This is a genomic window from Paenibacillus cremeus (genome assembly GCF_007786445.1).
Classification (GTDB): domain Bacteria; phylum Bacillota; class Bacilli; order Paenibacillales; family NBRC-103111; genus Paenibacillus_G; species Paenibacillus_G cremeus.
Window position 1 is genome coordinate 1 of the sequence record NZ_VNJI01000022.1, and the last position, 19,452, is coordinate 19,452.

Annotated in this window: 25 protein-coding genes and 1 pseudogene; 8 read left to right on the plus strand and 18 right to left on the minus strand. The window is 51.0% G+C overall.

Annotated elements, in window-relative coordinates:
* Positions 1 to 161 precede the first annotated feature (161 nt).
* The 3 genes from dnaI to FPZ49_RS17845 form a co-directional block, all read right to left on the minus strand.
* On the minus strand, positions 162 to 1,124 hold the full coding sequence (dnaI, locus tag FPZ49_RS17835; RefSeq protein ID WP_144849435.1) for a primosomal protein DnaI: 963 nt from the start codon (positions 1,122 to 1,124) through the stop codon (positions 162 to 164).
* Positions 1,125 to 1,172: 48 nt separating this feature from the next.
* On the minus strand, positions 1,173 to 2,690 hold the full coding sequence (locus tag FPZ49_RS17840; RefSeq protein ID WP_144849437.1) for a helicase DnaB: 1,518 nt from the start codon (positions 2,688 to 2,690) through the stop codon (positions 1,173 to 1,175).
* A 325-nt stretch (positions 2,691 to 3,015) separates the two neighbouring features.
* Entirely contained in the window at positions 3,016 to 3,333 is a 318-nt protein-coding gene (locus FPZ49_RS17845) for a YuiB family protein (RefSeq protein WP_144849439.1), read from the minus strand.
* A 205-nt stretch (positions 3,334 to 3,538) separates the two neighbouring features.
* Here FPZ49_RS17845 and hemQ point away from each other — a divergent pair, with 205 nt between their 5' ends.
* A complete protein-coding gene (gene hemQ / locus FPZ49_RS17850; RefSeq protein ID WP_144849441.1) occupies positions 3,539 to 4,285 on the plus strand; it encodes a hydrogen peroxide-dependent heme synthase in 747 nt (248 codons plus the stop codon).
* 51 nt (positions 4,286 to 4,336) lie between these two features.
* Here the strand turns inward: hemQ and FPZ49_RS17855 are convergent, their stop codons facing one another.
* Entirely contained in the window at positions 4,337 to 4,615 is a 279-nt protein-coding gene (locus FPZ49_RS17855; RefSeq protein ID WP_144849443.1) for a hypothetical protein, read from the minus strand.
* A 3-nt stretch (positions 4,616 to 4,618) separates the two neighbouring features.
* Positions 4,619 to 5,809 (minus strand): NAD(P)/FAD-dependent oxidoreductase, encoded by a 1,191-nt coding sequence (locus tag FPZ49_RS17860; RefSeq protein ID WP_144849445.1) that lies wholly within the window; start codon positions 5,807 to 5,809, stop codon positions 4,619 to 4,621.
* A gap of 419 nt (positions 5,810 to 6,228) precedes the next feature.
* Between FPZ49_RS17860 and FPZ49_RS17865 the strand changes: the two genes are divergently transcribed.
* Positions 6,229 to 7,215 (plus strand): NAD(P)/FAD-dependent oxidoreductase, encoded by a 987-nt coding sequence (locus FPZ49_RS17865; protein ID WP_144849447.1) that lies wholly within the window; start codon positions 6,229 to 6,231, stop codon positions 7,213 to 7,215.
* A gap of 124 nt (positions 7,216 to 7,339) precedes the next feature.
* On the opposite strand, the gene sda is transcribed toward FPZ49_RS17865, so the two are convergent.
* The gene (sda, locus tag FPZ49_RS17870; RefSeq protein ID WP_144849449.1) at positions 7,340 to 7,495 is read right to left on the minus strand and encodes a sporulation histidine kinase inhibitor Sda; all 156 of its coding nucleotides are present in this window, start codon (positions 7,493 to 7,495) and stop codon (positions 7,340 to 7,342) included.
* Between the two features lie 226 nt (positions 7,496 to 7,721).
* Here sda and FPZ49_RS36830 point away from each other — a divergent pair, with 226 nt between their 5' ends.
* Both FPZ49_RS36830 and FPZ49_RS17880 read left to right on the plus strand, forming a co-directional pair.
* On the plus strand, positions 7,722 to 7,895 hold the full coding sequence (locus FPZ49_RS36830) for a DUF1427 family protein (RefSeq protein WP_261381470.1): 174 nt from the start codon (positions 7,722 to 7,724) through the stop codon (positions 7,893 to 7,895).
* Positions 7,896 to 8,052: 157 nt separating this feature from the next.
* Positions 8,053 to 8,490, plus strand: coding sequence for a hypothetical protein (locus FPZ49_RS17880; protein ID WP_144849453.1), 438 nt, complete (start codon positions 8,053 to 8,055; stop codon positions 8,488 to 8,490).
* Between the two features lie 28 nt (positions 8,491 to 8,518).
* On the opposite strand, the gene FPZ49_RS17885 is transcribed toward FPZ49_RS17880, so the two are convergent.
* From FPZ49_RS17885 to FPZ49_RS17915, 8 genes and pseudogenes are all read right to left on the minus strand, one after another.
* The gene (locus FPZ49_RS17885) at positions 8,519 to 8,944 is read right to left on the minus strand and encodes a GNAT family N-acetyltransferase (RefSeq protein ID WP_186445889.1); all 426 of its coding nucleotides are present in this window, start codon (positions 8,942 to 8,944) and stop codon (positions 8,519 to 8,521) included.
* A 126-nt stretch (positions 8,945 to 9,070) separates the two neighbouring features.
* The gene (locus tag FPZ49_RS17890) at positions 9,071 to 9,250 is read right to left on the minus strand and encodes an aspartyl-phosphate phosphatase Spo0E family protein (RefSeq protein ID WP_261381471.1); all 180 of its coding nucleotides are present in this window, start codon (positions 9,248 to 9,250) and stop codon (positions 9,071 to 9,073) included.
* 162 nt (positions 9,251 to 9,412) lie between these two features.
* Positions 9,413 to 9,879: pseudogene (locus FPZ49_RS17895) on the minus strand (SRPBCC family protein).
* Between the two features lie 7 nt (positions 9,880 to 9,886).
* A complete protein-coding gene (locus FPZ49_RS17900) occupies positions 9,887 to 10,261 on the minus strand; it encodes a response regulator (RefSeq protein WP_144849457.1) in 375 nt (124 codons plus the stop codon).
* Between the two features lie 133 nt (positions 10,262 to 10,394).
* The gene (hisA, locus tag FPZ49_RS17905) at positions 10,395 to 11,153 is read right to left on the minus strand and encodes a phosphoribosylformimino-5-aminoimidazole carboxamide ribotide isomerase (protein ID WP_144849610.1); all 759 of its coding nucleotides are present in this window, start codon (positions 11,151 to 11,153) and stop codon (positions 10,395 to 10,397) included.
* 123 nt (positions 11,154 to 11,276) lie between these two features.
* Positions 11,277 to 11,447 (minus strand): hypothetical protein, encoded by a 171-nt coding sequence (locus tag FPZ49_RS35785; protein WP_186445890.1) that lies wholly within the window; start codon positions 11,445 to 11,447, stop codon positions 11,277 to 11,279.
* Between the two features lie 205 nt (positions 11,448 to 11,652).
* Positions 11,653 to 12,015 carry a HesB/IscA family protein gene (locus tag FPZ49_RS17910; RefSeq protein WP_144849459.1) on the minus strand — a complete coding sequence of 121 codons (363 nt, stop codon included), beginning with the start codon at positions 12,013 to 12,015 and terminating at the stop codon, positions 11,653 to 11,655.
* Between the two features lie 73 nt (positions 12,016 to 12,088).
* Entirely contained in the window at positions 12,089 to 12,313 is a 225-nt protein-coding gene (locus FPZ49_RS17915; RefSeq protein WP_144849461.1) for an aspartyl-phosphate phosphatase Spo0E family protein, read from the minus strand.
* 330 nt (positions 12,314 to 12,643) lie between these two features.
* Here FPZ49_RS17915 and mqnE point away from each other — a divergent pair, with 330 nt between their 5' ends.
* Positions 12,644 to 13,750: an aminofutalosine synthase MqnE gene (gene mqnE, locus FPZ49_RS17920; protein ID WP_144849464.1), complete on the plus strand. Its 1,107-nt coding sequence runs from the start codon at positions 12,644 to 12,646 to the stop codon at positions 13,748 to 13,750.
* A gap of 31 nt (positions 13,751 to 13,781) precedes the next feature.
* Positions 13,782 to 14,846, plus strand: coding sequence for an NAD(P)/FAD-dependent oxidoreductase (locus FPZ49_RS17925; RefSeq protein ID WP_144849466.1), 1,065 nt, complete (start codon positions 13,782 to 13,784; stop codon positions 14,844 to 14,846).
* 15 nt (positions 14,847 to 14,861) lie between these two features.
* Here FPZ49_RS17925 and FPZ49_RS17930 read toward each other — a convergent pair whose 3' ends face one another.
* The gene (locus FPZ49_RS17930; protein WP_144849467.1) at positions 14,862 to 15,116 is read right to left on the minus strand and encodes a YuzB family protein; all 255 of its coding nucleotides are present in this window, start codon (positions 15,114 to 15,116) and stop codon (positions 14,862 to 14,864) included.
* Positions 15,117 to 15,196: 80 nt separating this feature from the next.
* Between FPZ49_RS17930 and FPZ49_RS17935 the strand changes: the two genes are divergently transcribed.
* The gene (locus FPZ49_RS17935; protein WP_144849469.1) at positions 15,197 to 15,445 is read left to right on the plus strand and encodes a NifU family protein; all 249 of its coding nucleotides are present in this window, start codon (positions 15,197 to 15,199) and stop codon (positions 15,443 to 15,445) included.
* A gap of 55 nt (positions 15,446 to 15,500) precedes the next feature.
* On the opposite strand, the gene FPZ49_RS17940 is transcribed toward FPZ49_RS17935, so the two are convergent.
* The gene (locus FPZ49_RS17940; RefSeq protein WP_144849471.1) at positions 15,501 to 16,298 is read right to left on the minus strand and encodes an SDR family oxidoreductase; all 798 of its coding nucleotides are present in this window, start codon (positions 16,296 to 16,298) and stop codon (positions 15,501 to 15,503) included.
* A gap of 102 nt (positions 16,299 to 16,400) precedes the next feature.
* Entirely contained in the window at positions 16,401 to 17,114 is a 714-nt protein-coding gene (locus tag FPZ49_RS17945; protein WP_144849473.1) for a Cthe_2314 family HEPN domain-containing protein, read from the minus strand.
* 112 nt (positions 17,115 to 17,226) lie between these two features.
* On the opposite strand from FPZ49_RS17945, the gene FPZ49_RS17950 reads away from it, so the two are divergent.
* Positions 17,227 to 17,769: a hypothetical protein gene (locus FPZ49_RS17950; protein WP_144849475.1), complete on the plus strand. Its 543-nt coding sequence runs from the start codon at positions 17,227 to 17,229 to the stop codon at positions 17,767 to 17,769.
* On the opposite strand, the gene FPZ49_RS17955 is transcribed toward FPZ49_RS17950, so the two are convergent.
* Positions 17,669 to 19,429, minus strand: coding sequence for a menaquinone biosynthesis decarboxylase (locus tag FPZ49_RS17955; RefSeq protein WP_144849477.1), 1,761 nt, complete (start codon positions 19,427 to 19,429; stop codon positions 17,669 to 17,671). The two genes, FPZ49_RS17950 and FPZ49_RS17955, sit on opposite strands and share 101 nt — an antisense overlap.
* Positions 19,430 to 19,452 lie beyond the last annotated feature (23 nt).

A 19,452-nucleotide genomic window follows, 5' to 3' on the forward strand; every position in this document is an offset into this window, starting at 1 on the left:
AGACACCCTGCCAGTCCCTCTCCATATGAAGATTGGACCTCTACTTCGGCTACGGCACTTTAAAGGGTAAAGTTACCGAGTGGATTTGAACCACCTAGACTGTGCGACTGCGAGGCGCACCAAAAAAACGGACTCCAGGATGGAATCCGTTTTTTTCCTATTTAAGACGAAGAAGCTCCCCGCTTATTGTACCCGTTCACCATCACCACATCGACAAACGGCCGGATGCGGTCCATGATGCGGCGTCCTTTATACTCCTCATCCCCGTCCTTGCTCGTAAAGCTGAAATGCTTCTCCAGCGCATCGAGATCGTGGTTCGAGGTGAAGAACGTCGGCTTGCGGTTCATCCGGTAATTGAGAATCGCCCCCATTACATGGTCTCGAAGCCAAGGGTTCAGGTTCTCTGCGCCAATGTCGTCAAACACAAGCAGATCCGTTTCCTTCAGCACATCAATGGTTTCCTTTAGCTTCAGCGGATCGTTGAACATCGACTTCAAATCCTCGGCAAAATCCGGCATGTATACGATCGCCCCGGTAAATCCGTCCTTCGCCAGCTCGTACAGCATGTAGCACATGAGAAACGTCTTTCCCGTCCCGAATTGGCCTGCGAGATACAGCCCGTTTTTCTGCAGCCCTTCTTCGCGCATTTTGAAAATGTACTCGATGACCTGTCCTACAGCTTCCTCACGCTCGGCATCCTTGTCCAAAATCTCCAGCGACGAGTACCCCTGCGACAACGCCCGCTCATCCACATAAAAGCTTTGAATCCGGCTGCGGACCGCATCCTGCGTTGACTTGGCAATAAACTTCTTGCACGCCACCTTCTGATCGTACACCCGTGTCCGGTCTTCGCCCGGCTCGACGGTGAGCAGTGTATAATGCCCCTCCATATCGTTCGGGCAGTTATCTAGTCCCGGACAATTCGTGCAGTTGTTATACTCCGTCACGTATTGATGCAGCTTGTTCAAGTTCAGCTTCATCGTCTCGTAATCCAGCTCCGGGTGCTTCCCGCGAAGCTTCGCAATCAGCGGATTGGCCGCAACCTCGCGAACCTTTTGCTCCGCCTGCATCAATAAGTTCCGTCCCTGCGAACCACGGCGCAACAGCTCTCCTAACGATTCCATCGGCGCACCTCCCCCATTCCTCTTGCGTTAACGATTGTTTGCTATTTGCTATAGCTTGCCGTCCAGCTGCTGGGCCTTCTTGCGAAGCGCCTCGCGTTCCTCCGCCGTCCGCTGCTTGGCTGCCGGAGCATCCTGTACGATCGGGATAACCGGCTTCTGCCGTCCCCGGCCATTCCTCGGCGCGGCGTTGTTGCCGCCATAGCTTGATCCCGTAGTCCCTCTCGTTGAGCGCTTCTCTTGATACTTGACCTGCTCGCGAATATATTTCACCGCTTGCTCGAACGTGGAAACCTGCTTCCCCAGCATGTCCGTCACGCTGTACTCAATCGATGACTTCGCCCACGACCGTTTGTTGACATATATAAAATGAATCAGGACATTGATAACTTCTTCCCGCAAGCCGTAGTTCAAATCAACCTTCGACAACGTATCCAGCAGTCCGTCCGGCACCGAGCCTTTGGAAAAGATTTTTTCCAGCAAAAATGTATACGGCTCATTCCGCAAAATGTAATTGTACTGATGCTGGTTGCACTCGCCCTGGAATAAATCCGGCACCTCAAGGTAATACTCCATCTCGACGATCTTCTCGCCGCCGTTCTCACTAGCTTCATTGCTATTGTGACTTGCCGAGGTCACGACGCCCTGGTCCGCCAGCTTGGCCATCAAGCGGGTACGATCATCCGAGCGCTTCTTGTCCTGCCGGAACACCTGGTTTGCCTTATGCTGCAGCAGCTCCAGCGCAATCCGCCCATCTTCATCGAACACGCCGTCTTCATCGAGCAACCGGCACACATCGGTGAGAAACAGATTGTATTTCTTCGCCACAAAATTAATCGTAGCCAGCTGCTCCTGCTCGTATTTGAGCCGCTCCACGTATTCCCGGTTTAACGATTCCCTCGGGAAATGCATGATGATCTCCGCGTACTGGAAGCCTTTGTTCACAACCTCCGGCTTCGCCTCCGTCGAACCAGACGATGCAGCCGATTCGAAGAACGCTTGCTCCAGCTCGTAATCTACCACTTGCGAATTGAGTGTGAACAGCTCATAGAACGGCACCGACAAATTCTCGCTGTTTGCCTCTTTCACCTCATCCGCATCCGGCAGCACCAGCTCATCGCGAAGCGCAAATACCGCATATTTGCCCACTTTATCCCGCAGAAACAGTGTCAGATGCTGGTTACGGAAAAACTCCGTCGGCGACAAGGGTGCAAAAAGCGTATATTCATAGACATAGTCGTCCGAAGCCGAAGCAAATCGGCGAGTCGTCTTAAGCAGCCCCACCGCTTCCAGACGCGATGTCTGATCGATAAACAGCTTTCTTCCGCGCTCGCCAGACTCCAGTTCCAGAGCCAAAAACAGCTTGCGCTGCTGCTCCATCGCCGACATGCCTACCTTATCAGCAGGCAGCTGCTGAAACAAAGTTTGATAGATACTAATCGCATAGGCCCCGATCATCGGCTGATAGATGGCCGCCAGCATTTTATAATCCAAGCTGCTTAAAGCAAAATCACGCCGTACGTAAAATCGATGATATTCCGAAAAATGGAGCAAATTGTTAATCCGCATTCAGTCCAAAACTCCATCCCCATTCAAGTATCTATTCATTTTACCACAGAACCGGGCGAGGCGGGAGGTGGAAAAAAAGGGGCTCTTTTGGGTGTTGGCATGGGCAAGTTTGCTCATACGCTCCGTGCCGGTCGCTGCGAGTTCGTACTAACCGCCTTCGGCCGCTCTTAAAATCGGATTCTATTATTATACTAGATGGTATGAATCCGATTTTAAAGGCGGCGCGTAAACTCTACGGCGGTTGTACGACTCTCCTCTCCACTCCCCTCCGCGAAAACAAAAACAAGCCCTGCCAAAAGTGGCAGAGCCCCTACGTGAAAAGCAATTAAAACATCTTATAGCCCTTCTCGCGAAGGGACTTGATCGTGGATCCGCTCAGCGCGGCGCCGATCAGACCGCCAATACCCGAGACATAGTCTACGACCGTGTAGCCGGACAAGCTCGACATGACGGAGCCGGAATCCCAGCCCCAATAAATGACCAAACCGATGACCAGCGCAATATATCCGTAAATGGGAAACCAAGTTGTTTTCATCAGCATGTTCAATATAAAACCGAGCCCGAAGAACAGCACGAACAACAGCACGGTAGCAATCATTAACTGCAGCACAACCAACCGCTCCTTCCAAGTAGGTCCAGCCATGCAAGGACCTGTTTGCATCCAATTTATTTTACCCCATCCGACCACTTATGGTAAAGTGAACGGTTGTTGAACTTATTCCTTAATTCACAAAACATTCGACGGCCTAAGCCCTTGATCATTTGCCCTTTCGGGCGGATTTCGCTACAATAAAACAAGCAAAAAACGAAGTGATCGATATAATTCCATATAAAGGAGATTATTTCCCATGAGTGAAGCCTTACATACATTAGAAGGTTGGTACTGCCTGCACGATTTCCGCGCCATCGACTGGAACGTCTGGAAAAGCCTTAGCGCGTCCGAAAGATCCCGGGCGGAGGACGAGCTGTTCTCCCTGCTGGGCAAATACCAGAACACCGAGAACGAGAAACAAGGCAGCACAGCTTTCTATTCTGTCGTCGGTCAAAAAGCGGATTTCGTCTTCATGCACCTGCGCGAGACGCTGGAAGAGCTGAATGAGCTTGAAACCGAATTCAACAAGTCCTTGTTTGCCCAAGTTACGATCCCTACCTATTCCTACGTTTCCATCGTAGAGCTCGGCGCTTACATGGCGAAGCCAGGCTCCGATCCGATGCAGGATCCGGAGATTGTCGCTCGTTTGAAACCGATTTTGCCGAAATCCAAGCACATCTGCTTCTATCCGATGAACAAGCGCCGCGAAGGCAATGACAATTGGTACATGCTCTCCGTCGATGAGCGCCGCAATTTCATGCGTTCCCACGGGATGATCGGTCGCAACTATGCCGGCCGTATCAAACAAATTATTACCGGCTCCATCGGTCTGGATGACTGGGAATGGGGCGTTACGCTGTTTGCTGACGATGCGCTGCAGTTTAAGAAAATCGTCCACGAAATGCGCTTCGATGAAGTCAGTGCCCGCTTCGGGGAATTCGGCGACTTCTATGTCGGCAACCTGCTGGATCAATCCAAAATGGCTGCCATGCTGAAGCTGTAAGCCTTGCACATCTAACGAAAAACCCTTGCCGCATTGGCAAGGGTTTCTTTTTTAATCCTCGTCTTCCTCATCGTCCGCTTTGTTCAAGAATGCGTCCAGCTCCGCTTTGCGTCGCAAGTAGTCTTCCGTGTCACGGTCGCGCTGCCGCGATTTCTCTTTCAGCCGCTCGATGGCAGGCAAAATCAAAATATCGATTTCCTTCTGCACGGTGTGCACGAGGTCGTACCGGGCTTGCGTCTCGAGATAATGGCCGACATCGATCAGCGCATTATAACGGTCGAGCTCATCCCGCGTAAGCAGGCCGCGAACTTGAACGCTGCAGTGCCGCATCGATTAGAAACGGCCTTTCTTCAGCACGAGTGGAATGCCTCCGATGATGTACAGGTAGCGAAGGTCAACGACTTTCTTCATGATCGCAGCCGTTCCGCCTTTGATCTTCTTGGAGCCAACGATACCGATCGCTTCGCCGCGGCCAAGAGAAGCTACTGTACCCTTCGGCTTGTATTCGAATGCCTTCAGCTCGGAGCCGCGAATTTGTCCGACCAGGTTCTGCGCACAGATTTCCGCTTGCTGCATGGAAATTTGGGCCGTTGGAGGATACGGACGGCCTTCCGGACTCATAACGATCGAGCAGTCGCCCAGTACGTACACATTGTCGTGACCTGGCGCACGAAGCGTTTCGTCAACCTTGATACGTCCGCGCATCGTCTCGAAGCCGGCTTCCTCGAGCATATGATTGCCGCGGATCCCGCCAGTCCAGATAACGGTGGACGATTTGATTTCTTCGCCGGTAGCGAGCAATACGCCTTCCGGTGTACACTCTTTGATCGCTGTAGCAATTTTGAACGTAACGCCTTTGTTCTGCAGAACATTCATAGCGTACTCGACAAGCTCCGGATCAAAGCCTGGAAGTGCAGTCGGTGCCGCTTCGATGTTATATATTTTCACGAGGGAAGGATCGACGTCGAATTCTTTGCAAAGCTCAGGAATGCGGTCCGCCAGCTCGCCCACGAATTCAATCCCTGTAAACCCGGCGCCCCCGACAATAAAGGTCAGGTAGTCCGTGCGGTTAGGCTCGCGCTTGAATTTCGCGAACTGATACTCGATGTGCTCGCGGATAAAACGCACGCTGTTGATCGAGCGAATACCCAAGGCATATTCCTTCAAGCCAGGAATGCCGAATGTTTCCGGCTCGCCACCAAGGCCGATCACAAGGTAATCGTAAGAAAGCGTGCCTTCCTCCAGAATAACCTTTTTCTCCTGCGGACGAATTTGAACGACCGTGGATTTCACGAAATCGATTTTGAATTCGTCAATCAGCTTCAAAATGTTCACGCGTGCATTCTCAGGATTATCCGTTCCTGCGGCGGGCATATGCAGATGCGTAGTGATATAATGGTAATCATGCTTATTGACCAGCGTCACATCCGCCTCGTTGTAATTCAGCTCTTTTTGCAACCGAATAGCCGTTACAATGCCGCCATACCCTGCTCCTAAAATGACTATTCTTGGAATTCGACTCATGGTTCTATCCCTTCCATCCGTATGTTCTGTTTTTTTATGGCCCTGATCCATTTGTGAAAAATTACACAAGCTACGCCGAAAAATAGTTTTCGTCCCTATTTTTTGCTTCCACGTATGAAAATATGAGCGTCCAACCTGTGAATTTGACAACAGATTTAACCAATTAAAAAAAATAATATAATGTAACGATTCAAAAGGCAAGCTTTATTTTGATTAAAAATGCGTAAATATCCCCAGAATAATAAGGTAAATTTCCTGAAATCTGCCAATATTGGCGATTTAAAAATTCTCATATAAATTATTTATCGGACTAATTAAAATAAATCTTTTTTATGAAAACCATAATTTTATTTTCATTACAGCGCTCTAGAGCTTATAATATAGTGGATAAAAATGTTTCGGAGGTGTCTATCAGCAACATGAGTAACGAAACGGTTGATATTATTATTATCGGGGGCGGCCCTGCAGGAATGTTCGCTGCATTTTACGGTGGAATGCGGCAAGCAACGGTAAAGCTCATCGAGAGCATGCCGCAGCTCGGCGGACAGCTGGCAGCGCTGTATCCCGAGAAGTATATCTATGACGTAGCCGGGTTCCCGAAGGTCACGGCACAAGAGCTTGTTAACAATCTGGATAAGCAGATGAAGCACTTCCCGATCGACATTCGTTTGGAGGAAAAGGTGCTGGGCGTTGAGAAGAAAGACGAGCGCCTGTTTGAAGTGACGACCGATAAGGGCGTACATCAATCCAAATCCGTCATCATCACCGGCGGCGTCGGCGCTTTCGAGCCAAGAAAGCTGGAGCTTCCGGAAGCGGTACGCTATGAGAAAGCCAACCTTCATTACTTTGTTAGCGATCTCAATAAATTCAAGGGTCAAAAGGTGCTCATCAGCGGCGGCGGCGACTCCGCTGTAGACTGGTCGCTCATGCTGGAGCCGATCGCTGAGAAAGTGACGCTGATCCACCGCCGGGATAAATTCCGCGCGCATGAGCACAGCGTAGAGAACCTGATGAATTCCAAGGTCGAAGTGCTGACGCCAAAAGAAATTAAGTCGCTGCACGGCGATACTTCCATTGAGAAAGTAACGCTGGCTGACATTAAGTCAGGCGAAGAAACCATCATCGACGTAGATGCGGTCATCGTCAACTTCGGCTTCGTCTCGTCCCTCGGACCGATTGCCGAGTGGGGACTTTCGATTGACAACGGCTCCATTATTGTAGATTCCCGCATGGAAACGAGCATTCCGGGTATTTTCGCGGCAGGCGATATTACGACGTATCCAGGGAAGCTGAAGCTGATTGCGGTTGGTTTCGGCGAAGCACCTACGGCGATCAACAATGCGAAGGTTTATTTTGATCCTACCGCTAAGCTGTCCCCGGGCCACAGCAGCAACATGAAGCTGTAGCACTGGAGTCTGCACAGCGAGTGTGCATAAACACGGTATAACGAAGCACATTAAATGGGTATCCGTTCATCTCATGTGGATAAGCGGGTGCCCGTTTTCTTTTGTCCACAAAAAAAAAGCCCGGTCAGCTGACCTGGGCATCGCCTTGTCTGTAGTAATCCAAATTGATTTGTCGGCGTCTAATCTCTTCGAGCAGCAGTTCGACAAAATCATCTTCCAAATGCAGGCTGACGGCTTTGAAGTAAGAGTCCACTAAGATCTCATTACTGATCAGTTTCATAAAGGATCACCTTGTTCGTTAATGTAAAATTATATTAACATGGGGTAAAAATTAGAACAAGCGTTCCTTTATCCACACATTTTTGTGTATAACCTGTGAATAACGTGTTGATAACTGTAGAAATATGGATATTAGTGCGGTGTGTTATGTGGACAAAGTTATACACATTTTTCCAAAGCTTTTTTTGATAAAAAACATTGATCAAAAAAAGGAGAATTTCACTTTTGTGAAAACCTATTTTTTTCAAACTATTGCATCCCTTGGAAGCGGCCTTGCCGTCGGCTTTCTGTTCGCCTTTCTGCGCCTCCCCGTTCCCGCTCCTCCCGCCATTCCAGCTGTCATGGGCATTTTCGGCATTACCCTCGGCTATATTCTGTTCTCCCGCTGGTTCGGTTCGTAAACCATTGGCCTTTAACCAGAAGCCTTCGTTTAACGGCTGCAATGATGCTGCTGTAGAGCGAAGGTTTTTTGGCTATTGTCACCCATGCATAATCGCGTTAAAATTAGATATACTAATAACGAACATATGTTCTATATAAAGGCGGTGTAATCTAAGCGTGAACGTGCCTACCAACGAAGAGATTCGGATGCTGAAAGAATATGTTCTGCTGCCCTACGTCTTGACCGCTTTCGATCGCGATGCCAAACAAATAACAGCCGCAGTCAAAACGCCCGGCCCCTATGCAGATACGATCCAACGGGCTATGGATGCCATTACGTCGGATATTGTACAGCTCCGGAGCTATTTTCGCGCCAGCGGCATTCGAGTCCTGGATATGAAACGAACCGCTGATGGCATTCAAGCGAAATATGTGTATCGCAGCCATCATTCCGAATTTATGATGCTGACGAATTTGATCCGGGTGGAGGCGGAGCTTTTGATGAGGCGGTATTTGGGCGAGGATGTGACGCGATATATTCGTAAGGATCTTCCGGGAGGGTTGGCTGATTTCGGGGATGGTTCGCGGACGACCCTCCGAGCGAACACGAGCTAGACAACAAAAGAGGCCCTTCCCTGGGCCCCTACAAGTTCAAATGAAACACCTGCTGCGCTTTCACATTCGCATACCCTATACCGACATAGAAGGCATGCGCTTCCTTCCTCTGCGCCCCTGAGCGCACTCGCATCGCGCTAAACCCCTGTTCGCGCGCCCACGTCTCGCATGCTCGCATGAGCTTCTCTCCAATGCCTTGCCGCCGATGCCGATTACTCACGACCAGCCCGCCAATCTCAGCAAACGGTGCGCTTTCGAGCAAAAACCGGCCATGCACGTGCACCCATCCCGCAATTTCATCCTCCACTTCCATGACAAAGACGGCGTGCTCCGGATCCGGCAAAATGTTGCCCAGCCGCTCGCTCATCTGCGCTTCGCTTACTGCATACCCCAGCTGCCCAGACAGACCGCAGAGCGGTCCTGCATCGTTCATCTCCGCTTTTCGAATGAACATTGACATCCTCCGATCTCGAAACCTGAATATTTATCCAGCTCCATCCTGCAGAACTATCATACCAGCTACTAGCCTAAGACACACAAAATCCCCGCCAGCCCTAAGGCAACGGGGATAATCCATGCGCTAGCAGCAGCGCTTCATCTTAAATCTTCTATACTGGATCTTCTGATACACGACCAGATATCGATCCAACTGCTGGCTCACCATTACGACTTGTTCATGCGTAAGAGTTCCATATATAAGTGCCAGCTCAATCATTTGGAAACGTAAAGATTCGATTTTCTCTTGAAGAAACGATTCCATAATTTCACTCTCCTTATATAAGTCGTCTGGATAACGCTTACATAAAGAGTAACACGAAGATATTAAACTAATATTAGGAAATTGTTAGAATTTATTAAGATTGGAAATTTCATAGTTTGCTCTAGTGATCGTGTGCTGATTGCACCTCGAAAAGCAGCCGTATCAGCCTTGACCGACTGCTGTTTGTTCTGCCACTTGTTTAATGTATTCGTTCCGACTTATTAGGAAATCCCTCATATAGCGCTCCAAAAACAGCCGATCCGCCACCCTTCCGAGCCACCCAAAGGAGACGTATAGTCGAACGTATCGATCATAAGCGTCCCTTGTTCGTGTTCGATAAACTCATGGGAATGCCAAAACCGCTTAAATGCTCCGCGAACCTGCTCATCCACAAAGCATCGCGGCTTTTGAAATGCCGTGATTTTTGCAGTCAGGTGCTGTTTGATGCCAAAATGCGTTGCTTCCCACGTGACCGTTTGGCCTAGCTCAATGAGCCCGCTGGTGACACCGCCGATCGCCCTCTCCCTGGTATGAGCGGTCGATTGCGCGTGAATGTCGATGCTTCTGGCCAAGTCAAAGCAAAGCTCTGCCGGGGCTTGGATCCACAATTCGGTTTTGATGATGGGCATCGTCTGTCTAAAAGATTTGCGCCAGCTTTAGCTGCTTGGAAACCGCTTCTTGCACCCGGTCCTTATGAAACGGCTTCACCAGAAAATCTTTAGCGCCGCTGCGGATTGCATCCACGACCATTTTTTGCTGTCCCATCGCGGAGCACATGATGACAATCGCCTCCGCATCGAATGCTTTGATTTCTTGCAGCGCAATCAAACCGTCTTTTTCAGGCATGGTGATATCCATCGTTACCAGGTCAGGCTTTACTTGCTTGTATTTTCGGACAGCCTCGTCTCCATCAACGGCTTCCGCCACGACCTCGTGACCAAATTCCGTCAGCATATTTTTCAGCATCGTTCTCATAAACGCTGCATCGTCGACGACCATAATTCTAGCCAAGTCTATCGCTCCCCTGTGCCCAAGCCTTTCGCTGAGTTTTATCTGCATTATAGCAAAGGAAATGAAGGAAGAAGCTTTAAATTTGGCTAAAAAATCAGTGATAAACTTTAGATAAGGGGGAAGCATTATTATTTTAATTCGAATTGCAATATTCAACTACTTGCTTATATGGAAGCTTGCCTCCAAAGATATCCAAGGCACTACCAATGGTTATATCAAGCTTGCCTTGACCCAGCTTCTTAAACAGCTCCAAATCGGAAATGGAGCGAGCGCCACCCGCATAGGTGGTAGGGATTGTGACACAATGAGCCAAATGCTGTACTAAATCTTCATGAATACCCGCACGTTTACCTTCTACATCGACAGCATGAACTAAAAATTCATCACAAAAGCTTTCAAGATATTTTAAATTCTCCTTGTTGATTTCAAAATCGCTAAACGTTTTCCATTGGTTTGTAACCACATACCACTTGCCATTCTTCTCTTTACAGCTTAAGTCAATCACCAGCCGATCGATCCCAACTTCTTCAACCATCCTGTTCAAGTTACTTAGATCAAGCTGACCATTTCGAAAAATATATGAAGTTACGATCACGTGTGATGCACCTTGTTCAAGGTATAAAGCTGCATTATCCGCAGTGATTCCCCCGCCAATTTGCAAGCCGCCTGGATATTCTTGCAGCGCTTTAATCGCAGCGGCTTCATTGCCGCCTCCCAGCATAATGACATGACCGCCAACTAGTTTATCTTCCTTAAATTTAGCTGCATAATAGGATGAATCATAATCGGATACAAAATTCTCAATGACTGCTCCATTCTCCTCCGTCAATGTTTCTCCGACGATTTGCTTTACCCTTCCTTGGTGAATATCTATACAGGGTCTGAATCTCAATGTTTTCTCCGCCTTCCTAGATCTTTTATTCTCAGTATTAATATTTGCCAATCGATAGTCAATATGAAAATAAAAAAGAGCCACATCAAAGTGACTCTTCTAAGACAAATCCTCGATCTTGTATTAAGCCTTCTTGCGGGAATGAAGCTTAAATACTTTGCCCTTTACAGGCTCACCCATATTGCTGTATTTACGAAGTTCCTCGGCTGGCAGGATATAAGAAACCACTTCCCCCGATTTATAGTCTTCATATTCCTTAAAATCTTGTTTAGAAACTGCAGTGTGTTTACGCATTTTCATCGTCTCCCTTTAAACAAAGATGAATTAGAAAATGAAAACTAACATAGGGTACAGCCGCCTTCAAGATTAATCATACTAAGGAAATGTCAATTTTATTAGCTGTTTCCATTAACATTCGTTTAACTTTTATATACAAAAAGACCTCCCAAATGTGCATTAGCATGAACACACAAGCTTGGAAGGTCTATGGTCAGAACGTTTAATCCTCGCAAGGCTGAGCCAGCGCCGCGTCCTCTTCCTTCGTGCGGAAGCTCGAACCACAGCCACAGGTTGCTACAGCATTCGGGTTATGGATGGTGAAGCCGCCTCCCATACCGGTGTCTTGGAAGTCGATCTCGACGCCGTACAGGTATTTCGAGCTATCGGCATCAACAACTACCTTCAAGCCGTGGATCTCGAATTCTTTATCGTCTTCGGCTTGATTATCGTCAAAGCCCATCCCATAGGAAAATCCGCTGCAGCCGCCGGACTTGACGCCCAGACGCAGGAACAGATTCGGCAGTTCTTCTGCCGCGAGCATTTCTTTAATTTTATCGCTAGCGGATTCGCTAATTGTAATCATAAGTATGACCTCCCTTAGGGTTCAAAATAAGAACAAAGAAGAAAAGAAGCGCAGCACTATTATAGCCGCTACCCTAAGTATACTCCTTCTTTGCCGGCTCCTCAAGAGCAGCCGCCCCTTTTAAACGATGGTCTATCGCATAATATCGAATCAGCAGCACATCCAGCTGTTGACTACATCGCTGTACCTCTGGATGCATCAAACCGAATTGACAGCCTAGCCGAACCATTTGCTCGCGAACTTTTTCAATTTCAACCGAAAGTGCCGAATGCTTGTCAGTACCTACTGTTGTGAACAACCTTCGCACCGCCCATGAATGATTAATCGAAAAAATGAGTCTAGTTAATTAGTCACAGAATCAGAGTATACTAGATTCTCCCAGCAAAAGAAATAGCAGAAACGATAAAAAATACCATCTTATGAAAATCTTTATGAAATAAAATTACATCAATCGCCGGGATTTTGGGGAATTCGAGCATGAAAACGCTTTTGTTTCGCCCTTGTGTTGCCCCGCGTGAAAAGGAGGTTTATAATAGAACGTATTGTTATTCATTACGTGTCCTTATATTATATTGCGTCCCTGCCTCCTTCTGGACAGGGGCTAACTATGTTTATGGAGGTGGATTGTATGAGCACCACAATCAACAGCAGCTCCGATCTTCGCATGGCCGAAATTGCCGAGAAGGTGGAGCACGGCGAGCGCTTAACCCTGGAAGACGGCGTCTACTTGTATGAATCCGACGACCTTTTAACGATTGGGCAAATGGCAGATAAAGTGAATCAGCGGAAGAACGGCAAGAAGGTTTATTTTGTCCAAAACATGAGCTTGTATTTCACCAATGTGTGCGAGGAGCACTGTGCTTTCTGTCACTTCCGCCGCGACGAAGGGGAAGCTGGGGCTTACACTTTGACACCGGACCAAATGCTGGAATACGTAGCCCAGCATTATCATCCGGAAATGCGGGAGTTTCACATTAGCCAGGGCCATAATCCGCACGTTCCGTTTGAGTATTACGTGGACAGCCTTCGCACGCTCAAGCAGCATTATCCAAATGTAACGATCAAAGCGCATACGGCAGCGGAGATCGAGTTTTTTTCCAGACTCAGTGGGTTAAGCTATAAAGAGGTGCTGCAGACTTTGATGGAAGCCGGCCTTGAGACGCTTCCCGGGGGCGGCGCTGAAATTTTGTCCGACCGCTACCGTAAAAAAATGCTGCTCAAAGACAAAGCCTCGACCCAGGAATGGCTCGACGTTCATCGCACCGCTCACCAGCTGGGTATGAAGACGCACGCCACGATGCTGTACGGCGCCGTCGAAACGTTGCAAGAACGCATCGAGCACATGATGCTGCTTCGCGAGCTGCAGGACGAAACGAACGGCTTTCTGGTGTTTATTCCGAACTCGGTGCAGCCGGCTAGTGTCAATGCAGGCATTAAACGCCGCGTTCCTGCGTTCGACGAGCTCAAAACGATGGCGATCAGCCGCCTGATGCTGGATAACTTCCCGCATATTAAGGCTTATTTTATCAATATCGGCATTAAGCTGACACAGCTGTCCTTCAGCTTCGGCGCATCCGATGCGCACGGCACGATCATTCAAGAGCGGATCAGCCATGCTGCTGGCGCACAATCGCCGGAGGGTGTAACTAGGGACGAGCTCGTATGGCTCATCAAAGGCGCTGGGCGTATACCTGTAGAGCGCGATACATTTTACAATGAGATCAAGGTTTATTAATTTTGCTATGTAGAAAGGGTTTGCCGTTGTTATGAAGAAACTTGTGATTTTGGGTGGAGGTTATGGCGGCTTAACGGTTGCCAAGGAATTGCTCGAGGGGGATGTGCCGTCGGATACGGTCATTATTCTCGTGGATCGGATGCCTTATCAGGGGCTGAAAACGGAATATTACGCGCTTGCGGCCGGTACGGTGTCGGACAAGGATATTCGGGTGCAGTTCCCGGTCGATCCGCGGTTGATCCTAAAATACGGGGAAGTCTTGTCGGTGGATCCGGAGCAGAAGCTGATTCGCTTCGAAAACGATGAGCCGCTGTCCTATGATTGGCTGGTCATTGCGCTCGGCTGTGTGGACAAGTATCATGGCATCTCTGGGGCTCAGGAGTTCTCGCACAGTATTCAAACGTTGTCCGCTACCCGCAAAACGTATCAGGTCGTCAACGACATCAATCCCTATGGACAAGTGACGATTGTCGGCGGAGGACTCAGCGGTGTGGAGGTTGCAGCGGAATTGCGCGAAAGCCGTGCCGATCTGAATATCCGCATTCTTGACCGCGGGGCCAGTGTCTTGTCGCCCTTCCCGGAAAAGCTGCAGCGGTTCGTCCGCGAATGGATGCTGGAGCACGACATTGAGCTTCGCTCCCATATCGCCCTTTGCAACCTAGAAGGCGGCATTCTGTACAATCAGCAGGAGCTGATCTATACGGATATGACGATTTGGACCGCCGGAATCCAGCCCAGCCCGATCGTGCAAAACCTGAATCTGCCCAAAGACAATCAAGGACGGCTGACCATTAACGAGTACCATCAGCTGCCGAGCTACAACGAAATTTTTGTGGTGGGCGACTGTGCGGCGCTGCCCTTCTCCCCTAGCGGGCAAGCGGCAGAGGCACAGGGCAAGCAGGTGGCGGAAGTGCTGCAAGCCATCTGGAAAAACGAAACTCCTCGGCTCGGAAAAATCAAGCTCAGAGGAGTTCTGGGGTCGCTCGGTAAAAAGTCAGGCTTCGGCCTCATGGGCAAGCGGACCGTCATGGTCGGCATGGTGCCCCGTGCACTCAAAACCGGCGTGCTTTGGAAGTCCAAACGACATTTGGGCTAACGTGGATAAAATATATTATTCCCCAAGGAGATCGAACATCGCTTCGATCTCTTTAATTTTGGCGTCGATGGCCGCTTCGAGCTCGTCTACGGTCGCCGCCGCGACAATCTCCCCGTTGACCAAGGCGTAGGGCAGCATGTAGCATTCCCCGCAGTTGCCCAAGCAGCCGTATTCGATCACATCATAGTCGGGATTCTGCTCCAGCTTTTTGAGCAGCTTGTTCGTCCCGTGATGCATATTATTCGCACAAAATTCGATTATCGGCCTCATGGAGGCTCGCCTCCCTCGCCAAACCATTTTATTTTTCACTGTATTGTAATATAATAAGTGATAGAAGGGAGATGATGCAAATGAGTGAACATACAAACCAAGACACCATGTACGATGAGGTGCTCGAAGTTCTAGATAAGCTTCGTCCATTCCTGCAGCGCGACGGCGGCGACGTTGAGCTCGTTGACGTGGAAGACGGGATCGTGAAGCTGAAGCTGGTAGGTGCTTGCGGCAGCTGCCCGAGCTCGACCATTACGCTGAAAGCCGGTATTGAACGCGCTCTGCTGGAAGAAGTAGAAGGCGTACAAGAGGTTATGCAGGTATTTTAATTTTTTTCGTCCTAAAAAAGCCTTGTCCTCTTAGGAGGAACAAGGCTTTTTTGTGTTATTTGCGGTCACGATCCACTGATCCGCTGCCGATGGTTGCCCGGATCGGATCCAAGCCGCCGGATACATCCATGATGTTACCGGTAATGAAGTCAGAGCGCTCCTCGCACAGGAAGGAAATGACACGCGCAATGTCTTCCCCCGTCCCCGGTCGGCCACGCGGCGACTCCTCATCAATCAAGTGCTGCGCTTCCGAAATGGTTTTTTCCTTATTGGCACCCTTAATATCGCCCGGGCAAATCATATTGACGGTAATGCCGTTCGCCGCTTCCTCGACTGCAAGCGATTTCGTAAACGAAACGAGCCCCACCTTAGCGGCGGCATACACGGCACGGTGCGGCCACCCGCGCGATTCCGCCGCATGTCCAAAGCCGAAATGAATGATTCTCCCCCATTTGCTGCGGCGCATGAAGGGAATGACCAGCTGATCCAAATACATCACACCTACCAGGTTCCCCTGCATTAAGTACTGGATCTCGTCCGGGCGGTATTCCATAAACAGCCTCCGCTCTCGGACAAAGGGCCCCGCATTATTGATCAAAATGTCAATGGTACCAAAGGCTTGCACCGCTGTCTCCACCAGCTGCTTCATGTCGTCGAAGCTGGCCGCATCGCCCTGCACGGCAATACATCGTACGCCTTGGGCCTCGATCTGTCTGCACAGCTCCTCGGCCTCCCGCTCGCTGCGCACATAATTCAACACGATGTCGCAGCCTTGCTCGGCGAGCGTGAGTGCCGTCATTTTGCCTAGACCCTTTGCACTGCCGGTGATTAGCGCCACCTTTCGTTGTTCCATGCCTCTTCCTCCCGTTTTCTCCCAGGTGCCTGTCCGATCCCATTCCCAGTTCAATCCTTGGACAGACTTCAAATACTCCATTCTATGATGGAAGTCCAGGATTTATTCAGCGCTGGGTGGCCGTCTCATTATATAATGAAAGACGATCGCAATCGCCTGAAACGTCATATTACAGCCCTGCTCCAAATCGCTTAAGTTCCCCTTAATGTCCTCGGTCTCCGTCCGTACCCGTTCGCCGTATTTGAGCTCGGCCGCCTGGATCAAATCGTCCAGCAGATCCGCGTTAATCGTGTGAATCTCCAAGTTTCGCTGATTGCGAAGCCGTGTTACCGGGTCCTTATAGAACTCCTTGAGCCCGTACAGCTGCCCCTCCAGATCCGTAAACTTCCGGTTCTCGTGCATATTGCGCAGCACCGTAAAAAAGGAAAACCGCGCTTTGACCCGCTCCGTCTTCAGGGCAAACCGTTCGTTCATAAAATGCCCCAGCTTGTCCAAAATGGCAAACACGCGGATTAGTCCATTCTTATAATAATAAAGATGGCGATTATAGTCGTCCTTCTCTTGCGGTGACATGAGCTCAACTAGCTCCTGCGTCACCTTTTCGCCGTAGCGTTTGGCCGCATACTGGCTCTGCTCCAGCTCGTCAATCGCCCGCAGGAAGCCCTGGCACCAGATCACAAAGCGCCTCTCTTGCGGCGTCTGCTTGTCCGAAGGGATCAACGATAGACTGTTATAAAATTTATGTATCGATTGGAAGGCTTCCAGCAGCAGTCCCTCATCCTTACGCGGCGGATCGCCGAAGATCGCTCTGAGCATAGACGACAGACCTCCCTAAGACCAATGTACCATTAAGTATAACCGAATCCCATTTGGGAAAACAAATAAGCCCTTTCAGCCTAGGCTGGAAGGGCTTGGGGAAAGAGATGAGTTGGACGCGATGAGCCCGGCGGGGCGTGCAAAGCCAAAGCCAAGCGGCGGAGCACTGCCAAGCGGCGGAGCCGGGGGCCGGGCGGGCTCGCCAAAACGGATTTTCCGCTTTGCTGCGCTGGCCGAAGGCCTAGCGGGCTCGCGAAAGCGGATTTTCCACTCTGCTGCGCTAGCCGGGGGCCGGGCGGGACGCGCAAAGCGGATTTTACGATTTGCTGCGCTGGCCAGAGGCCTAGCGGGCTTGCCAAAGCGGGTTTGGCGCTTTGCTGCGCTGGCCGGAGGCCGGGCGGGCTCGCCAAAGCGGATTTTACGCTTTGCTGCGCTGGCCAGAGGCCTAGCGGGCTCGCCAAAGCGGATTTTACGCTTTGCAGCGCTGGCCGGGGGCCGGGCGCGCTCGCCAAAGCGGATTTTACGCTTTGCTGCGATCACCGAGGCCTCACCGACTAAGCAAAGTACTCGTTCCAGCGGCGATCCACCAGCTCTACGATGTCCTCGCGCGGGAACAGCTCGTCCGGGTAGCCCGGTTTCATGCGGGCGTCGATGACGAGCGGCAGCTCGTAGCCGAGGTGGTGGCCTTTCACTTCCGAGCGCGCATAGATGTCGGCGGCCGGGTTAAAGCGCGTGAACACAGTCCAAAGGAACGCCGTCTGGTTCGCCGTGATCGCGGTATCGTCCGCGAGAATGACCAGCGGCCACTCCTGCAGGCGTCCCGCCTCGGTCTCGACCAGCCGCTTCGCGAGGCCTGGGTCCTCGGCGTACGAAGCGCCGGAGACCACGAGGCAGCCTCGGCAGTATACGGAGGCGCTGCGGATGCCCTGCAGCTCGCCACCGCTGTAAACGGCTGGCAGCTCGCGCCGCTGCTCGCCGACGCCGAGCAGCACGGCCTTGCTGCCGTGGTTCAGGCGGTCGCCGGTGTAATCGAGCGTATCGTGCGACGTGTGGCCGAAGATAAACAGGTCGCGCTGCGGATCGAAACGCTCCAGTACAGCTTCCAGAAGGCTAGGGAAGCGGTCAAGCGCAATATTTTGATCGGTCACGATCAAAAATTTGGTCAATGTCAGCTGGCCTTCTCCAAGAATGCGGAAGGCGGAGCCCAGCGCTTCGCGGCTGTAGCTTTCGCGCACGACCGCTGCGGCCAGCGGGTGGAACCCGGTCTCGGCGTAGGTCCATAGCGACTTGACCCCCGGCATGGCCATCGGGAAGGCCGGGGACAGCAGGCGCTGCAGAAAATCGCCGAGGTAGTAATCTTCTTGCCGCGGCTTCCCGACAATCGTGGCTGGATAGATGGCATCCTTGCGATGCCACACGTGATTCACGTTGAACACCGGGAAATCATGGGTCAAGGAATAGTAGCCGAAGTGGTCACCGAACGGCCCTTCGGGACGGCGCAGATGCGGCGGTACGGTACCGCAAATCGCAAACTCCGCTTCGGCGACGAGCCGGTGGCCGCCGTTCGGGTTCTCCACCAGCGGCAGCTTTTGGCCCATGATGAGAGAAGTCAGCATCAGCTCCGGCAGGTGCTCGGGCACCGGTGCGATCGCGGAGGCGATCAAGGCCGGCGGCCCTCCGAGGAACACCGTGACCGGAAATTGCTGATTGCGCTTCTCGGCCTCATGGTAGTGGAACCCGCCGCCCTTGTGAATTTGCCAGTGCATCCCTGTCGTCTGGGCGTCATACACCTGCATGCGGTACATGCCGAGGTTGTGATGCCGCGTCTCCGGATGCTCGGTGTAGACTAACGGCAGCGTCACGAACGGACCGCCGTCCTCCTGCCAGCAGGTCAGCACGGGCAGACCCGCCAGCGGCGCATCCTTGCGGCACTGCTGCAGCACCGGGGCGGCATCAGAGGACACCGTCTTGGTGCCGACCTTGAGCATGTCGAGGATGAGATTGCGCTCCTGCCATAACGCCTTAGGCGTCGGCGGCATAAGCGAATCCATCGCCCCGATGATTTGACGCATCAGCTGCTCTGGACGCGGTCCGAAGGCCAGATCCACTCGCCGGATGGTGCCGAAAAGATTAGTAACGACAGGGAAGCTTGCCCCCTTGACGTTGGTGAAGAGCAGGGCAGGTCCCCCCTCTTCGATGACGCGTCGATGTATTTCCGCCAGCTCCAGATTCGGATCGACCGGAGCGGAAATGACTTTTAATTCGTTTTCTTGACGAAGCGCCTCCAGAAATGAGCGCAAATTGGCAAAACGCATAGGAATGACGGAGCCCCTTCCAT

What these genes read in the sequence shown, in the direction of transcription:
- FPZ49_RS35785 (WP_186445890.1), bottom strand. Translation starts at nt 11,447, where the DNA reads ATGCGTAAACACACTGCAGTTTCTAAACAAGATTTTAAGGAATATGAA.
- FPZ49_RS17930 (WP_144849467.1), bottom strand. Translation starts at nt 15,116, where the DNA reads ATGAGGCCGATAATCGAATTTTGTGCGAATAATATGCATCACGGGACG.
- FPZ49_RS17860 (WP_144849445.1), bottom strand. Translation starts at nt 5,809, where the DNA reads ATGAGTCGAATTCCAAGAATAGTCATTTTAGGAGCAGGGTATGGCGGC.
- FPZ49_RS17890 (WP_261381471.1), bottom strand. Translation starts at nt 9,250, where the DNA reads ATGGAATCGTTTCTTCAAGAGAAAATCGAATCTTTACGTTTCCAAATG.
- FPZ49_RS17910 (WP_144849459.1), bottom strand. Translation starts at nt 12,015, where the DNA reads ATGATTACAATTAGCGAATCCGCTAGCGATAAAATTAAAGAAATGCTC.
- FPZ49_RS17945 (WP_144849473.1), bottom strand. Translation starts at nt 17,114, where the DNA reads ATGCTCAGAGCGATCTTCGGCGATCCGCCGCGTAAGGATGAGGGACTG.
- FPZ49_RS17865 (WP_144849447.1), top strand. Translation starts at nt 6,229, where the DNA reads ATGAGTAACGAAACGGTTGATATTATTATTATCGGGGGCGGCCCTGCA.
- FPZ49_RS17885 (WP_186445889.1), bottom strand. Translation starts at nt 8,944, where the DNA reads ATGTTCATTCGAAAAGCGGAGATGAACGATGCAGGACCGCTCTGCGGT.
- FPZ49_RS17955 (WP_144849477.1), bottom strand. Translation starts at nt 19,429, where the DNA reads ATGCGTTTTGCCAATTTGCGCTCATTTCTGGAGGCGCTTCGTCAAGAA.
- FPZ49_RS17935 (WP_144849469.1), top strand. Translation starts at nt 15,197, where the DNA reads ATGAGTGAACATACAAACCAAGACACCATGTACGATGAGGTGCTCGAA.
- FPZ49_RS17940 (WP_144849471.1), bottom strand. Translation starts at nt 16,298, where the DNA reads ATGGAACAACGAAAGGTGGCGCTAATCACCGGCAGTGCAAAGGGTCTA.
- FPZ49_RS17925 (WP_144849466.1), top strand. Translation starts at nt 13,782, where the DNA reads ATGAAGAAACTTGTGATTTTGGGTGGAGGTTATGGCGGCTTAACGGTT.
- FPZ49_RS17845 (WP_144849439.1), bottom strand. Translation starts at nt 3,333, where the DNA reads ATGGCTGGACCTACTTGGAAGGAGCGGTTGGTTGTGCTGCAGTTAATG.
- hemQ (WP_144849441.1), top strand. Translation starts at nt 3,539, where the DNA reads ATGAGTGAAGCCTTACATACATTAGAAGGTTGGTACTGCCTGCACGAT.
- sda (WP_144849449.1), bottom strand. Translation starts at nt 7,495, where the DNA reads ATGAAACTGATCAGTAATGAGATCTTAGTGGACTCTTACTTCAAAGCC.
- FPZ49_RS17840 (WP_144849437.1), bottom strand. Translation starts at nt 2,690, where the DNA reads ATGCGGATTAACAATTTGCTCCATTTTTCGGAATATCATCGATTTTAC.
- dnaI (WP_144849435.1), bottom strand. Translation starts at nt 1,124, where the DNA reads ATGGAATCGTTAGGAGAGCTGTTGCGCCGTGGTTCGCAGGGACGGAAC.
- FPZ49_RS17855 (WP_144849443.1), bottom strand. Translation starts at nt 4,615, where the DNA reads ATGCGGCACTGCAGCGTTCAAGTTCGCGGCCTGCTTACGCGGGATGAG.
- mqnE (WP_144849464.1), top strand. Translation starts at nt 12,644, where the DNA reads ATGAGCACCACAATCAACAGCAGCTCCGATCTTCGCATGGCCGAAATT.